At 70.7% G+C, this 15425-nt stretch carries 12 protein-coding genes; 9 read left to right on the top strand and 3 right to left on the bottom strand.

What is annotated here, in order from left to right:
- Nucleotides 1–36: 36 nt before the first annotated feature.
- Nucleotides 37–1497: a sodium:solute symporter gene (locus tag OG303_RS24235; protein WP_405870834.1), complete on the bottom strand. Its 1461-nt coding sequence runs from the start codon at nt 1495–1497 to the stop codon at nt 37–39.
- Between the two features lie 102 nt (nt 1498–1599).
- On the opposite strand from OG303_RS24235, the gene OG303_RS24230 reads away from it, so the two are divergent.
- The 4 genes from OG303_RS24230 to OG303_RS24215 all read left to right on the top strand — a co-directional run bounded on the left by OG303_RS24230 (nt 1600) and on the right by OG303_RS24215 (nt 5462).
- On the top strand, nt 1600–3192 hold the full coding sequence (locus OG303_RS24230) for a PucR family transcriptional regulator (protein ID WP_405870832.1): 1593 nt from the start codon (nt 1600–1602) through the stop codon (nt 3190–3192).
- A gap of 189 nt (nt 3193–3381) precedes the next feature.
- The gene (locus OG303_RS24225) at nt 3382–4128 is read left to right on the top strand and encodes a DUF4232 domain-containing protein (RefSeq protein WP_405870830.1); all 747 of its coding nucleotides are present in this window, start codon (nt 3382–3384) and stop codon (nt 4126–4128) included.
- A 59-nt stretch (nt 4129–4187) separates the two neighbouring features.
- On the top strand, nt 4188–4322 hold the full coding sequence (locus OG303_RS24220) for a hypothetical protein (RefSeq protein WP_405870828.1): 135 nt from the start codon (nt 4188–4190) through the stop codon (nt 4320–4322).
- A gap of 201 nt (nt 4323–4523) precedes the next feature.
- The gene (locus tag OG303_RS24215; protein ID WP_405870826.1) at nt 4524–5462 is read left to right on the top strand and encodes an SGNH/GDSL hydrolase family protein; all 939 of its coding nucleotides are present in this window, start codon (nt 4524–4526) and stop codon (nt 5460–5462) included.
- A 206-nt stretch (nt 5463–5668) separates the two neighbouring features.
- On the opposite strand, the gene OG303_RS24210 is transcribed toward OG303_RS24215, so the two are convergent.
- Nucleotides 5669–8980, bottom strand: coding sequence for a S8 family peptidase (locus OG303_RS24210; protein WP_405870824.1), 3312 nt, complete (start codon nt 8978–8980; stop codon nt 5669–5671).
- 153 nt (nt 8981–9133) lie between these two features.
- Between OG303_RS24210 and OG303_RS24205 the strand changes: the two genes are divergently transcribed.
- The 3 genes from OG303_RS24205 to OG303_RS24195 all read left to right on the top strand — a co-directional run bounded on the left by OG303_RS24205 (nt 9134) and on the right by OG303_RS24195 (nt 11587).
- On the top strand, nt 9134–9595 hold the full coding sequence (locus tag OG303_RS24205) for a hypothetical protein (RefSeq protein ID WP_405870823.1): 462 nt from the start codon (nt 9134–9136) through the stop codon (nt 9593–9595).
- A gap of 67 nt (nt 9596–9662) precedes the next feature.
- On the top strand, nt 9663–10331 hold the full coding sequence (gene cseB / locus OG303_RS24200) for a two-component system response regulator CseB (RefSeq protein ID WP_405870822.1): 669 nt from the start codon (nt 9663–9665) through the stop codon (nt 10329–10331).
- Nucleotides 10332–10384: 53 nt separating this feature from the next.
- On the top strand, nt 10385–11587 hold the full coding sequence (locus OG303_RS24195; protein WP_405870820.1) for an ATP-binding protein: 1203 nt from the start codon (nt 10385–10387) through the stop codon (nt 11585–11587).
- 85 nt (nt 11588–11672) lie between these two features.
- Here OG303_RS24195 and OG303_RS24190 read toward each other — a convergent pair whose 3' ends face one another.
- Nucleotides 11673–11921 (bottom strand): hypothetical protein, encoded by a 249-nt coding sequence (locus OG303_RS24190; RefSeq protein WP_405870819.1) that lies wholly within the window; start codon nt 11919–11921, stop codon nt 11673–11675.
- A 214-nt stretch (nt 11922–12135) separates the two neighbouring features.
- Here OG303_RS24190 and OG303_RS24185 point away from each other — a divergent pair, with 214 nt between their 5' ends.
- Nucleotides 12136–14274 (top strand): RICIN domain-containing protein, encoded by a 2139-nt coding sequence (locus OG303_RS24185; protein ID WP_405877450.1) that lies wholly within the window; start codon nt 12136–12138, stop codon nt 14272–14274.
- Between the two features lie 84 nt (nt 14275–14358).
- Entirely contained in the window at nt 14359–15390 is a 1032-nt protein-coding gene (locus tag OG303_RS24180) for a LacI family DNA-binding transcriptional regulator (RefSeq protein ID WP_405870818.1), read from the top strand.
- Nucleotides 15391–15425: the final 35 nt, after the last annotated feature.

Genomic DNA, 15425 nt, shown 5'->3' with positions numbered 1-15425 from the left:
CGGCACGTGCGGGTGCGGGTGCGATCGGACGGTGGGTCAGGCCGCGCTGAGCTCCGGGCTCGTGGCGGCCGCGGTCGGCGCCTCCTCGCCCGCCAGGCGGCGGCGCCACGTCGCCAGGACCGTCTCGTCGGTCGGCCGGGTCACCAGGCTGACGGCGACGTGGGCGACCAGGCTGGCGAGGAGGCCGTAGTAGATCGGCTCGTTGGCGAGCAGACCGTCGGTCACCATGAAGGTGATCACCGTCGTACCGCCCGCGATCATCGCGGCCAGCGCGCCCGGCAGGTTGCCGCGCCGCCAGACCAGGCCGCCGAGGATCGGGACCAGCAGACCGCCGACGAGCAGGTTGTAGGCGACGGTGAGCGCCTCGATGACGTCCGTGAGGACACAGGCGATCACCATGGAGACCACGCCGAGTACGGCGATGGCGAGCCGGTTGGAACCGATCTCGTCGTGGTCCCCCGATGCCGTACGGCGGCGCAGCCGGGCCCAGATGTCGTTGTTGGCCACGGTCGCGGAGGCGATCAGGGCGCCGCTGGCGGTGGACATCATCGCGGACAGGGCGGCGGCGAGGACCAGTCCGCGGACGCCGGTCGGCAGGACGTTCTTGACGATGGTGGCGAACGCCTCGTCGGCCTGGGCCAGGTTCGGATAGAGGGCCTTCGTCGCCATGCCGATGAACGCGCCGGCCAGGGCGTAGACCAGGCAGTAGACACCGGCGACGGTCCCGCCCCAGGCGGCGACCCTGTCGCTGCGCGCGGTGAAGACGCGCTGCCAGATGTCCTGCCCGATCAGCATGCCGAAGGTGTAGATCAGCACGAAGGTGACGATGGTCTGTCCGCCGATGGAGGTGACGGAGAAGTAGCCGCCCGGCAGCCGGTCGGCCAGGGCGCCGAAGCCACCCGCCTTCACCACCGCGATCGGCAGCAGCAGGACGAGCACGCCGAGACTCTTCACCACGAACTGCACCATGTCGGTGAGCGTGATGGACCACATGCCGCCGAGCGCCGAGTAGCCGACGACGATCGTGCCGCCGACGACCACCGCGACCCAGCGCGGCACATCGAAGAGGACGTCGAAGACACTGGCGTAGGCGATCGTCGACGTCACCGCCAGCATCAGCGTGTAGATCCACATGACGACGCCCGAGATCACGCTCGCGGCGTCGCCGTAGCGCAGCGACAGCATCTCGGCGACCGTGTAGACGCGCAGCCGGGAGATGCGGGCCGAGAAGAAGACGCTCAGCGCCAGCAGCCCGAGGCCGATGGCGCCGACCATGGCGGCACCCGAGACGCCGTAGGTGTAGCCGAGGCGCACACCGCCGATGGTGGAGGCGCCGCCGAGGACGACGGCGGCCATGGTGCCGGTGTACATGAGCGGGCCCAGCCGGCGGCCGGCCACCAGGAAGTCGCTCTTGGAGGCGGCACGGCGTCTGCCCCACCAGCCGACACCGATGATGCCGAGCAGGTAGGCGGCCATGACGAGATAGTCGACGGTCACGGGGACCTCCGGGGGAGGGGAGCGGGGAGGGGGGTGACACGACCGTAGCCACGGGGTGTACTGGGGCTGAAGTGCCGCTTCTGCCCAATCCGGAGATACACATTGGATGAATCCGACAGCACGGGTGCCGGGACCGCTGCCACCGTCGAGCAGCCGTCCGTGCCCCTCGGCGTGCTGCTCGCCGACCCGGCCCTCGGCCTCACCCAGGTCGCCGGGCCTGCGGCCGGGGACCGCCCGGTCGGCACCGTCGGCACCACGGAGATCGAGGACCCCACGCCCTACCTCGTCGGCGGCGAATTCCTCCTCACCGCCGGCGTACGGCTCCCCGACGACGTGGACGGCATCGACACGTACGTACGACGGGTGGTCGCCGCCGGAGTCACCGCGCTCGGCTTCGGCGTGGCCCCCGTGCACGCCGAGGTGCCGCCGGACCTCGTCCGCGCCTGCGACCGGCACGGCCTTCCACTCCTGCGCCTCCCGCCCGCCACCCCCTTCGTCGCCGTCGGACAGGCCACGTACGCGGCGATCGCCGAGGCCCGCAACCGCGAACTGCGGGAGATCTCCCGGGCCCAGTCGGCGCTGGCCTCGGCCGCCGCCCGCCCGGACGCCCTCCGGTCCGTCCTCGGCCAGCTCGCCGCCCACACCGGGGCCTGGTCGGTCCTGTACGACGCCCAGGGCAACGAACTCCTCTCGGCGGGTCGGCCCTGCGTCTCCCCTCACCTGCTGCGCGACCTCGCCGTACGCACCCTGCGGCGGGACGGCGGCCCCAAGGCGGCGGCGGCCCACGACCCCGACCAGGGCATCCACCTGAGCGTCCACACCCTGCCGGCCGGCGCCGACCGCAGGACCGCCACGACGCTGGCACTCGGACAGGCCGCCACCACACCCCCGACCGCCGTGCACCGCCAGGTGACCGGCACGGCGACGGTCCTGCTGGCCCTGCTCACCAGCCCACGGCACGCCCTGAGCACCGACACCCACAGCGTCGGCGCGCTGGTACGGCTCATGCTCGGGGCCACACCCACCGAGGTCGCCCCCGCTCTGGTCGCCGGGTACGGGGCAGCGGGCGATCACTGGACGGTGGTCCACGGCCGATACCCCGACGGGACGCCCCCCGCCGCCGAACCGGCTCAACTGGCCACCCTGGCAAGTCTGTTGGGCACCCCGTACGTGCACATCGACGGCCCCGTGCTCAAAGCGCTGGTCCCCTGCGCCGCCGACGCCCGGCCCAGGGTTCCCGACCGGGCGGCCGAGCTCGGCTGGATCCTCGGCTACAGCGCACCGGCGACCGCGTCCGACCTGCCGCACGCCGATACGCAGGCCGAACGCGCCCTGCAACGTGCCCTCGTGGCCGGGACACCCGCCGTCGTCCACACCACGGACCCCCTCACCCTGCACGCGCTCGTCACCCCGACCGACGCCCGCGAACTCGCCCGCACCCGCTTCGCGCCCCTGGACCGGGCCGGACCGCCAGGCGCTCCGGTCCTCCTCGACACCCTGCGGACCTGGCTCACCCTCCACGGCAGCTGGGACCGCACCGCGGCGCTCCTCGGCGTCCACCGCAACACCGTCCGCCACCGCCTGACGCGGGTGGCCGACCTCCTCGACGTCGACCTCCAGGACCCGGGAACCCGCATGGAGCTCTGGTTCGCCCTGCAATGGCTACCGGACGAGGCACCGCACCAGGGCCCCTGAAGCAGTCCCCCACAGCCCCCGCATCCCATTCGCCCGTTCCAGGGTGACTGTGTTCTCGCTGGTCAGAGTGCATCTCGGCGTTCCAGCGTCCCCAACATCCTGCTGGGCGTGGCGGTTGGGACGGATCACCTCACAAGCTTCGGTCATCCGATCACCACCGCCACCCGAACGCCGAAGGGGCACAGCAACATGTCCGATCTCCGTACCTCCCGCACCCGTCTCGCAGCCGCCGCCGTGACCGCCGTTCTCGCCGCGCTCTCTCTGACCGCCTGCAACGACGGAACGGGCGCCCACGACGAGGGCGCAGCGGCGACCACGTCCACGAGCCCTTCGTCCGGTGCGGCCTCGTCGGGCGCGGACGCCAACTCCACGGGTTCGACCGGCTCCACGGGTTCGACGGGCTCCACGGGTTCGAGTTCGACGGGCTCCTCCGGCGGCAAGTCCACCACCGCCGGTTCGAAGCCCGCCGCCGGCGCCCCCGCGTCGAAGGCGCCCGGCTCGTCGGGCAGGACGGTCACCTGTGAGGGGTCCAACACCAAGACGGTGGCGGCCCCGCTGAACCGCCCCGTGAACCACATGCTGCTCACGGTGACCAACACCGGCAGCAAAACCTGCTTCCTCTACGGCTACCCGACCGTCCAGTTCACCGACGCCCAGTCCGAGCCGCCGGTCATCGAGGACTCGCAGCCGCAGGCAGTCGTCACGCTCGAGCCGGGCCAGTCCGGATACGCGGCCATCAGCCTGTCCGCCACCGACGGCAGCGGCGAGGGCGGCTACACCGCGAAGTCCCTGACGGTCTACTTCCACGGCCGCTCCATGAGCGGGAACGTCGGCGCCGCCGCCCACCCGTCGCTGCCCGCCAAGGGCGCCTACATCGACGACTCGATCAAGGTCACGTACTGGCAGCAGGAGATGAACGACGCCACCAACTGGTGACACCTGACCGCCCGTTCGACGAACGGCACCTCACGGACCCGGAAGGAAGGCAACCCACCATGCGCAGCAGCACCCGCAGGATCTCCCGCTTCGTAACCGCCTACTTCGGCGCGGCCTTCCAGGTCATCGTCATGGGCAGCACGAGCCGCCTGGCGGAGGAGGCGGGGGTCCTCCACCGCGGCCACGCGGTCTGAACTCTCCATCACCGACGGTGAGTTGCACACGCGTCACAGGGGGCGACCGCCACCCCTCCGGATGTCCTGGTCCTGTCACGCGACAGCGATCACGCGGTCTCACCAGCAACCACATGCGGCACCGCGTGCTCTCCTCTGACAGCACCGGAGCGGACCGCAGAGCGAACCGCACCCCATGAACCCTGAAGACAGGAGCAGCTTGTGGCAACGGACACACCCCGACGAAATGCCCTGATGGCCTGTGCGGCCCTGGTCGTCGGTGCCCTCACCCTCACGGCCTGCGGCGGCAGCGCCACAGCGGACGGCTCCCGCCGGCAGTCGAAGGCCCAAGTGGCCCTGACCGCCGACTCGGTCACCACGAAGACCACTCGGGCGGGTACCGGCTCGACCACGGCGGCCGGTCTCGACTACGTCGCGATGGGCAGTTCGTTCGCGGCGGGTCCGAGCATCCCGCCGGTGCAGTCGAGCAGCGGGGCGGCGGCGTGCGCGCGATCGGGCAACAACTACGCGAGCATTGTGGCCCGTGACACCGGGGCGAAGCTGACGGACGTCACCTGCAGCGGCGCCACGACGGCGAACATCCTCACCACCAACCAGGGTTCGCAGCCGCCGCAGATCAACGCCGTGAACAGCGGGACCGACCTGGTCACGATCACCATCGGCGGCAACGACGTCAACTACCTGGGCAGCATGGTCACGTACTCCTGCCAGAACAGCGGCGGCACGAACTGCGGCACCGTGGACCAGGCCGCGATCAACACCGCCCTCGGCCAGGTGAGCGGGCGTATCCAGAGCGTCGTGAACGCAGTCCACGCCAAGGCCCCGCAGGCACGCGTCCTCCTGGTGAGCTACTCCACCCTCCTGCCCGACACCGGTGGTTGCACCGGTGTACCGCTCACCGCCGACCAGCGAGTGTTCGAGCGAAGCGTCGCCACCCGCCTGGCGCAGGCGTACATCACCGCGGCGAACGACACCGGGGCGACCCTGGTCCGCCTCGCCACCGCCAGCCACGGCCACGACGCCTGCGCGGCCGACCCGTGGGTGGAGAAGTACAAGCCGGCCTCGGGACGGACCAGCTACCACCCGAACGAGGCCGGCATGAAGGCCGCGGCCTCCTTGGTGAAGTCCGCGCTGGGGTGAAGCCCGAGCCGGGTACCGACACCCTGAGCCCGGGCTTCACCCGGTGCGCGAGCCCCCGTCGGCAAACCGGCCGGCGGCCGGGCCAAATCCGCTGACCCCGGGCCGCTGACCCGGGGTTTCCAACGGAGTCGAAGAGGCCGGTCTGCCGGAGGCCGCGCTTCCGGCAGACCGAACCACTCAGCGACCCACTTCAGCGAACCATGGCCTCACTTGCCGTAGTACGCGTTGTGGATCGAGATCGTCGACTGGTTGTTCTTCTTGTCGACGATCTTGGCGCGGAGGGAGATGCCCTTCCCCTTCGCCGGGTTCTTGACGGTGATCCTTCCGTTCCTGACGTCGGTCTTCTTCCAGGTCCTGCCGTCGTCGTACGAGACGTACACCGACAGGGACTTGAGCTTGCTGCCCTTGGCCGCACCCTCGACGGTGACCGGGTAGGTGACCGTCCGGCCGGCCGCGACCCGGCTGTCCAGCCCCGTCTTCGGCTGGAAACGGACCGTGGAGATGGGCAGTTCGGTCGGCAGGCCGGTGGACGGCGCCTTGGAGTGGAACGTCCAGCTCGCGTCGACCCGGGTGGATGCGGCCTGGACCTTGGCGCTCCGCCTGGCCGTGGTGGTCAGCCGGTACGCGGCGTTGCCGGCCGGGACCTTGAAGGTCTTGTTGCCGGTGAGCGGGTCGGCGTTCGAGCCGACCTTCCTGCCGCCCCGGTACAGCGTCGTCCGCACCGAGGTCAGATCCGATGCCGCCGCATGCCCCTTGCCGTCGGCGAAGAGCGGGAGCATGCCGTAGATCCCGTCGGTGCTGTGGAAGACACCGAACTCCTCGGAGACCACCCGCGGTGCGAACACCCCGGTGTTGAACGTCTGTTGGTAGGTCCTGCCCCCGGCGAGTTTCAGGTAGTCACCGGTGTCGGCGTGCGCGTCGGCGATCGGGTTGCCGTCGGAGTCCTTCTTCCCCGAGTACTGCTCGAAGTCGAGGTACCACTCGGCCCCCTCCCCGGTCGACAGGTGCAGCGTGCGGGTGGCGGGCAGCTTCTGCTCCACCGGGGTGTGGAGGCCGTAGCCCGAGTTCACGGCCACGGTCATGTCGAGGATGCCCGTCTTGCCGGGAGCCGAGGCGCCCAGGCCGGCCTTCATAGTGGCGAACTCACTCGCCTTGTAGTGGTGGACGCGCGTTCCCGAGACCTTCTTCACCTCGCCACCGCCGACGATGTCGTACTCGGCGCCGGTGCCCTTGTTCCACTGCCCGGACCAGGTCTGGAGGAGACCGGAGGGCATCGCCGCGCCGACGTGTGCGAGCCGTATGCCGGAGAAGGAGGGCATGACCATGCTGAACGCCACGTTCGCGGGCCGGTACTCGTACGCCACCATGGCGGTCAGCGACTTTGCCCGGGCGTCCGGCACGGTGATGTCGGCCGACCTGGTCTTGTTCAGGTCGAGCGTGATCGTCGTGTCCTTGGTGACGTTCAGCACGGGCTGGGCCAGCCAGTCGACGCCCCCCGCAGTCGAGTTGGGGTCCTTCACGCTGAAGGAGTCCAGCATGTAACCGCCCTTGGGGACGCGGAAGGTGACGCTGTTCTCGGTGGTCTGGCTCGTGTAGCCGCCGCTGCCGCGAACGGTCGAGGCCAGGGTGGTGAAGTGGGTCGGGGTCTGTCCGGGCCGGTTGATGAACTTGACGGTGACGTCGTACATCTCCGTCTCCCGCAGGACGCCCACCGCGCTGCGGACGGTCGTGCCGTCGCCCGTGGCGGTCACGTACGCCGAGTACGTGCCGTCGCGCTTGCCACCCAGCTTGGTGTTCACGGTGACGTCGACGGACGCCTTGCCGCCGGCCGGGACGGTGACCGTCTTCGCGCCGAGGGTGAAGAAGCCCGCCGGGGCCGCCTGGCCGCTGGGGTTGCTGCCCGTGGCCGACAGGGCCAGCGTGACGTCCTTGGTGCCGAGGTTGCGGTACGTCAGCTTCCTGGTGACCGGGGTGTCGTCGGTGTGCGGCCACCGCTGGGCCGGGAAGTCCACCGAGGACGGCTCGGCGACCACGGTCTGGCTGATGGCCTTGTCGACCTGGATGCGGCCCGAACCCTGCTCCAGCGGTGCGTAGTCGCCGCCCTTGGCCGAGCCCACGAGGGCCGCCTTCAGCTCGGCGTACGTCCAGTCCGGGTGCTCCTGCTTGAGGATCGCCGCCGCGCCCGCGACATGCGGGGTCGCCATCGACGTACCGGAGATCGTCAGGTAGCCCGCCGGCTTCTCGCCGACCTCCTTGACGAGTTCGCTGCCCGGAGCCGCGGCCGCGGTGATGTCCACGCCGGGCGCGGTCACGTCCGGCTTGAGGGCGCCGTCGGCGGTCGGGCCGGTGCTGGAGAAGCTCGCGAGCCTGTCCTTGCCGTCGACGGCGCCGACAGTGAGCGCGTCGGCCGCGCTGCCGGGGGAGTCGATGGTCTGGGGGCCGTCCTCGCCCTCGTTGCCGGCGGCTATCGCGAAGAGGATGCCCTTCTGTTCGGAGAGCTTGTCGACCTCGGCCTCAAGAGGGTCGATCCCCGGGGTGTCGACGCTGCCCAGACTGAGGTTGACGACGTCGGCGCCCTGCTGGGCGGCCCACTCCATGCCCGCGAGGATGGTGGAGTCGTCGCCACCACCGGAGTCGTCCAGGACCTTGCCGTTGAGGATCTTCGCGCCGGGCGCGACGCCCTTGTACTTGCCGCGGGACTTGGCGCCGGTGCCCGCCACGATGGACGCGACGTGCGTGCCGTGGCCGAAGTGGTCGAGGGTGGTCGAGGACGTGGTGAAGTTCTTGGACGCGATGACCTGGGTCTTGAGGTCCGGGTGGTCGGTGTCGACACCGGTGTCCAGTACGGCGACCTTCACGCCCTTGCCGTTGTAGCCCTTCGCCCAGGCCTTGGGCGCACCGATCTGCGGCACGGACTTGTCGAGGCTGGCCTTGCGGACGCCGTCCAGCCAGACGTGGGCGATGCCCGAGGCGAGGGTGTCGCCGTCGGTGACGGCGTCCCACAGTGCGGGCGTTTCCTTGTCGGGCGTCTGGAGTGCGTCCGCGTTCAGGGACTTGAGGGCCTGACCCAGTGATCCCGTGTCCCGGACGTCGGACTTCGCGGTCTTCGCCGTGCCCTGGTAGCCGACGATGACCTTCAGGCCGTTCTTCTGGACCTTGCGGGTGGCCGCCTTGTTGAGCTCGGTGATGTCGAACAGCCGCTGGTCGAGCCTGCCGCTCGCGATCATCCGGGCCGCGTCCGTCGGCACGACGAGGGTGTGGCCGTCGGCCTTGCGGATCTGCACGGGAACCCGCTCGCGCCCCTTGGCCCGCTCCACGCCGACAACCCGGCCCTTGGCGTCGACGATGACGCGGTCACCGGTGACGAGGGTGATGGTGTGCTTGCCGGTGGTTTCGGCACTCTTGACGGAGGTGAGCACGGGCGTCGCCTGTGCCGGGTCGGCCAGTCCCGTAGCGAGGGCCCCCAGTGCTGTCGTCGCGACCGTGGCCGCACATGCTGCTCTGACTGTTCTGCGCAAAGTTCCCCCAGTGCTGGAGTGCCGGGTGGCAGTGACCGGAGAGACGGTAGGAACGCGGATGCACAGTTGATCGTCAGCGGTACGGCAACGACGTATCGATGTCGATGACGCTTCGATGGGCAGCTGTTACAAGAGCCGGTCAGGCTGCTGGTCGTGCCAAGTCGTCGATTCGTCCCGTCCGTCGTGCCGTCCGTCGTGCTGGCCGCCTGCCTGACCGGATGCGGCGGACCGGACACCGGTGTCCGGGTCGAGGGCCGGGCGGCGACGGAGATCCCCTGGACGGGACCGGCGTACATGACGGACTGGTACGGCCGGGCCTGGCAGCGCCCCAGGACGATCGACCCGACCCAACGCATCGGCCTGGACCGGCTGACGTGGCGGGACTGGGGCTCGCCCCGGGCGCGGGCCACCGGCGTGGCGTCGGACACGACCTGTCTGTCCGGCTGCCCCCGCGGCGTCACCCCGAGCTACCGGGTCAAGGTCGTCCTGAGCGGCCTGGTCGAGCGCGGTGACGTGGCGTACTACCGCCATCAGACCCTCGTCCCGCTGCATCGCCCCGCGCCGTTCTGGGCGGAAGGCAACGACGATACGGACCTGGACGTACCGGATGCCTGAGCACGGCACGAGAGAGCACGGCACTGGAGAGCACGGCACGGGAGCGGACCGTCGGAGAGGGGACGCGATGCACGACGTTCTGCTGGTCGAGGACGATGAGTTGATCCGGGACGCCACGCAACTCACCTTGGAGCAGCGCGGCTACCAGGTACGGACCGCGGCGGACGGCCTGACCGGGCTCGCCATGTTCCGGGAACGCCACCCGGACGTGGCCGTCCTCGACATCATGCTGCCCGGCCTGAACGGGGTGAGCCTGGCCGGCCGCATCCGCGAGGAGTCGAGGGTGCCCGTGCTGATGATCTCGGCCCGCAACGACCCGGTGGACGTGGTGATGGGTCTGGAGGCGGGCGCCGACGACTACGTCACCAAGCCCTTCGACGGCCCCGTCCTGGTGGCCCGCATCCGCTCTCTGCTGCGCCGCGTGGCACCCGCCGAGCGGCCGACGGAGGGGGCGCGCCTGCGCTTCGGGGACCTGGTCTTCTGCCCGGAGTCCCTGGTCGTGGAGCGGGACGGAAAGCCGCTCGCGCTGACCACGACCGAGCTGAGACTGCTGAGCGAGTTGGTCGCCGCGCCGGGGACCGTGCTCTCCCGGGATCTGCTCCTGGAGCGGGTCTGGGACTACGCCTGGTCCGGTGACACCCGGGTGGTGGACGTCCACGTCCAGCGACTGCGCACCAAGATCGGCCGGGAGCGGATCGAGACGGTGCGCGGCTTCGGCTACAAACTGCGCCCGTGAGACCGCCTGCCCTGCCCGTGAAGCCACTCCCCTTGAACGTGAGGCCGCCCGCCTTGAACCTGAACGTGGGGACGAAGGTCGCCCTGGCCGTCGCCGCCGCGGCCGTGTGCGTGGCGGGCGCGATCGGTGTGCTGGTGCACCGGATCACCGCCGCCGACCAGCTGGCCACCGCCCGCTCCGGCCTGGACCGGGAGCTGCTGAGCGCCGCCGACGACCACGCCGTCGGACGCGAGTCGCCCGCCCGCCTCGACCCCCCTGATCTGCCCGGCCCGGTGGCCCGGGCCGTGCGCCGCGACGTCCGCGTGACCTACCTGGAGCACGACGGTGCGCATCCGGTGCTGTGGGCGGCGACCCGGGTCTCGGACCGGAAGGTGCTCGCCCTTTCCCGTCCGTACGACCCCGAGGAGCGGTCCCTGGCCGCGCTCGACCGGACGCTGCTGGCCACGGGCGCGACCGCCACCGTGCTGGTCTCCCTGACGGGACTGGTGCTGGGCGTGCGGATGGGCCGCCGGGCAACGGCCGCCGCGCGTACGGCGGAACGCATCGCCGACGGCGACCTCGACGCCCGGGTCCGCCCCCACGGACGGGACGAGATCGCCCGGCTCGCCGCCTCCGTCAACGCCATGGCGGACGCACTCGGTGCCCGCCTGGAAGCGGAGCGCCGGGTGACCGCCGACATCGCGCACGAGCTGCGCACGCCGGTCGCGGGCATGTCGACCGCGGTCGGCCTGCTGCCGCCCGGCCGGGCATCGGAGCTGGTGGCGAGCGGCATGCAGAAGCTGCGCGGGCTGGTCGAGGACGTCCTGGAGGTGGCCCGGCTGGACTCCCGGACGGCGACGGTGGACACCGAGCAGCGCGAGGTGAGCGCCATGGCCAGGCGTGCGGTCGCCGGACTCGACGACGTGTGCGTACGGGTCACGGCGGACGCGGTCGTGGCGACCGACCCGCGTCGCGTCGAACGCATCCTGGCCAACCTGGCCGCCAACACCCTGCGGCACGGCGCCCCGCCCGTGGAGGTGGAGGTCGACGGCCCGGTCGTCCGGGTACGCGACCACGGCCCCGGTTTCCCGCCCGATCTGCTCGCCGTGCTGCACACCTCGGGCCCCCAGCGCTTCCGCACGGGCTCCTCGACCGGCGGCACCGGCCTGGGCCTGACCATCGCGACCGGCCAGGCCCGCCTGCTCGGCGCCCGCCTGACCTTCCGTAACCATCCGGACGGGGGCGCGGAGACAGAGTTGCGGCTGCCGCTGGAGTGACCCGCCACTCACACCGGTCACACCCTCTGCGGGAGGTCGGCCGTGTTCCAGGACCGGGTGGGACGCTGTGCCCCCCACCCGGCCGTCAGCCGATGCGGTAGGCCCGGATCACCGTCTGGCTGAAGGTGTTCCCGGAGTGGTCGTCACCGCTCGCGCGCAGCGACACCCAGCCGCTGCCGGAGGAGGCCGCGGGGTGGGTCAGGACGGCCTGCCCAGTGGTGCCTCGGACCTTCGCGGGGACACTTGTCCACGTCGCGCCGTCGTCGTACGACACCTCGACCTTCACTGTGTCGAGGCCCCGATGCCGCCTCGACCGGATCGGCCGAGGCGGCATGGCCACCGTGTAGTGCGCAATATCCGGTCACCGCCTGTGTGCGAAACACTTTCGGAAACGTGCCCGTGACACGCCGCTGCCGCTTCCCAATACTGACCTCACCTTTCGTCCGGCAATTTCTGCCAGAGGAACCGCTCAGGCCCCCAAAGGAACCGCGTTGATTCGTTCATTGATACGGAAGGTGCTCGCGGCGGCAGCGGCCGCGGGCATCGGTATGGCATTCACCATCGCCTCCGCGGGAACTGCGTCGGCTTATCAGCCGAGTCCCGCGAGCCTTTATACGGCGACGAATTCGGCCGCGTGCAACAAGAGTCCCTGCGTGCTCTATCCGAAGTCGGCCCAGTTGGCGAGCGGCCGGATCGTGGCGACGTTCGAGGACAGCGAGACCACTCCGGTGGGGCAGACGATGCCCCTCTACAAGAGCGACGACGACGGCACGACCTGGGCGAAGCTGGCCGATGTCAAAGCCCCCGCATACCTGTCCGGCGACTCCGCGTACGCGAAGTACACGAGCAACTGGACGAACCCGTATCTCTACGTTCTCCCGCAGAACGTGGGCAACCTGAGCGCCGGCACGCTACTGCTCGCGAGCATCGTCTCGGGGGACGACTACTACTACAAGGAGCAGAAGGCGGCGAACTCCAGCTGGACGCCGACCAGCGACGGTGACCGGGGGGACGTGGCGCTGGCCCTGTACTCCAGCACCGATGACGGGGCGACCTGGAGTTTCCAGAACATCATCGCCGCCGGTGGCTGGCAGGGCGGTAGCGCGGGCAGCGTCGGCCGCACCTCGACCGCCAACACGTACAAGCAGGTCGACCCGGTCTGGGAGCCGCATCTGCTCGCCCACAACGGGCAGTTGATCGCCTACTACTCCGACGAGAGCGACTACACGGGCTACGACACCGGCACCGGCGCCCCGACCCTCGACCCCGACAACGCCACGGCGACGGACTCCGGCGGCCAGGTCCTGATGCACCGGACCTGGGCCGGCACCAGCGCCTCCGCCTGGAGCAGCCCGGTCGTCGACGTTCCCGGCTCGACGGTGAACATGGGCAGCGGCAAGACGGAGATCGGCGGCGGACGCCCCGGCATGACCACGGTCACGCCGACCACCGACGGCAAGTGGATCATGACGTACGAGTACTGGGGCGGCGGTACGAACGTCCGGTACCGGATCGCGGACGACCCGACGAAGTTCTTCTCGGGCACGGACGCGGCGATCACCTCGCTGCCCGTGCCGTCGGGCGGCAGCACGCTGTCCACGGGCGGCAGCCCGGTCCTCCTTCCGATGCCCGACGGACGGATCGCGTACAACGCGGCCGGCAGCGGCAGTGTGTGGGTGAACGAGTCCGGGTTGAGCACCGGCACCTGGAAGCAGTACCAGACGCCGATCGCCGCCGGGTACAGCCGCCATCTCCAGTACGTCGACGGAACCGGACGCGTGCTGATCCTGCAGGCGTCCTGGAGCGGCACGAGCGTCGGGCCGGTCAAGTACGCCGAGGTCGACCTCGGCCGGTCCGACGGCGCCTACTACACCCTCGTCAACCGCCTGACCGGTCAGGCCCTCGCCCCCGCCGCCGGCAAGACGCAGGACGCGAACCTCACCGGCAATACCGCCGACCTGGTCACGAGCGCCGTGAGCTCCTCGGACGACACCCAGCGCTGGCACACCCAGGCCAAGGGCTCCGACATCACCCTGCTGAACAAGGCCGGCGGCCGCGCGGCCGCCATCTGGACCGGCAGCGCGACGGCCGGGCAGAAGCTGGCCCAGTGGGTGGACGACGACGCCACCGACAAGCGGTGGACGCTGGTCGCCTCCTCCACCAGCGGGTACTACAAGCTCCGCTCGGTCCGGAACACGAGCCTCTACATGACGGGCGCGACCGCGGGCGGCTCCGTCACCCTGGCCGCGTCGGCCGACGACGGCTCGCAGGACTGGCAACTGGTCCAGGACCCGCTGCCCACTGACTCGACGTTCACGCTGAAGGGCAGCCACTCCGGCCGCTGCCTCGACGTCCCGAACGGCCAGACCGGCGTCCAGGTCCAGATCTACGACTGCTCGGGCAACGCCAACCAGACCATCACCCGGACCAGCGCGGGCGAACTGCGGATCTCCGGCAAGTGCCTGGCCGCGAACGCCGACGGCACCACTGCGGGCACCAAGCTGATCCTCTGGGCCTGCAACGGAAAGACCAGCCAGCAGTGGTCCTTCCGGGTCGACGGCACCATCGTCAACCGCTCCAACGGTCTGGTCATCGACGTGACCGGCTGGGGCACCGCCAACGGTTCGAAGGTCCAGCTGTGGACCGGCCTGGGCAACGCCACCCAGCAGTGGAGCAGAGTCCCGTAGTCGCGCCGGCGGGCGCCGGAGCCTTGTCTGCCGGCGCCCGCTGCTGTTGCATGGCGCCACGTTGCCAACGGGAGAACGAGGACAGTGACCGTTCAGGACAAGGGGCAGCTGGACGCGCAGTACGGCCTGCTGACGAGCATCGCCCAGGAGGCGGGGGTGTCGCTCAGCACCGTGTCCAAAGTGGTGCACCGGCGCCGTGACGTGGGCGCCAAGACCCGGTCCCGGGTCGAGGAACTGCTGGAGCAGTACGGGTACGTGCGCTCCTGGGACCGGGAGTCCGCCGCGCCCCGGCAGATCATCGCCGTCTTCCGCGACCTGTCGGGCCCGTACACCCTGGAGGTCGTCCGCGGGATCGTGGACGCGGCCGGTGAGCTCGGCGTCGACGTGGTGACCGGGACCACGAGCCGACGGTCCATCTCCCAGTGGCTGGAGGAGTGCGTGGCGCTCGGCGCCGCCGGGCTGGTCATCGTGATCTCGATGCTGTCCGAGGAGGACCAGCGGCGGATCGTCGAGCAGCGGTTGCCGGTGGTGCTGGTGGACCCGCTGAGTGCGCCGTCGGCCGACATCCCGAGCATCGGGGTGACGAACTGGAGCGGGGCCAGGGAGGCGGTGCAGCACCTCCTCGGCCTGGGCCACACCCGGATCGCCATGGTCGCGGGGCGTTCGCACTCGCTGGCGGGGGCGGCTCGGCTGCACGGCTACCGGGCGGCGCTGGAGGAGGCGGGCATCGGCTACGACCCGGCGATCGTGGGGTCGACCGACTTCGACTACGACGAGGCGCTCACGGCCGGTCTCAGGATCCTGCGCGGTGAGCGGCCGCCCACGGCTGTCTTCGCGGCCAGTGACGCGCAGGCGCTCGGTGTGCTGGAAGCGGCTCGGCAACTTGAGCTGCGGGTGCCCGACGAACTGGCCGTGATGTCGTTCGACGACACTCTGGTGGCGGCAATGGCGTCCCCGCCGCTCAGCGCGGTGCGCCAGCCGTTCGAGGAACTGGGTCGCGAGGCCACCAGGGTGCTGTTGTCCGTGGCCGAGGGCCGCCCGCCCGCCTCCCCGCGCATCGAACTGGCCACGGAGCTGATCCTCCGGGCCTCCACGGCTGCCCCACCTGGCGCATGAAGGGGCGGGCGGTCCCGTGGAGAGACCGCCCGCAC

Source organism: Streptomyces sp. NBC_00005 (genome assembly GCF_045160215.1).
GTDB lineage: Bacteria > Actinomycetota > Actinomycetes > Streptomycetales > Streptomycetaceae > Streptomyces.
The sequence above is the reverse complement of the archived record's forward strand: the minus strand, read 5'-3'. Positions and strand labels throughout refer to the sequence as shown.

Bases quoted from the DNA above. Each gene is read 5' to 3' on its own strand.
- OG303_RS24185 (WP_405877450.1), top strand. From the start codon at position 12,136: ATGGCATTCACCATCGCCTCCGCGGGAACTGCGTCGGCTTATCAGCCG.
- cseB (WP_405870822.1), top strand. From the start codon at position 9,663: ATGCACGACGTTCTGCTGGTCGAGGACGATGAGTTGATCCGGGACGCC.
- OG303_RS24220 (WP_405870828.1), top strand. From the start codon at position 4,188: ATGCGCAGCAGCACCCGCAGGATCTCCCGCTTCGTAACCGCCTACTTC.
- OG303_RS24225 (WP_405870830.1), top strand. From the start codon at position 3,382: ATGTCCGATCTCCGTACCTCCCGCACCCGTCTCGCAGCCGCCGCCGTG.
- OG303_RS24190 (WP_405870819.1), bottom strand. From the start codon at position 11,921: ATGCCGCCTCGGCCGATCCGGTCGAGGCGGCATCGGGGCCTCGACACA.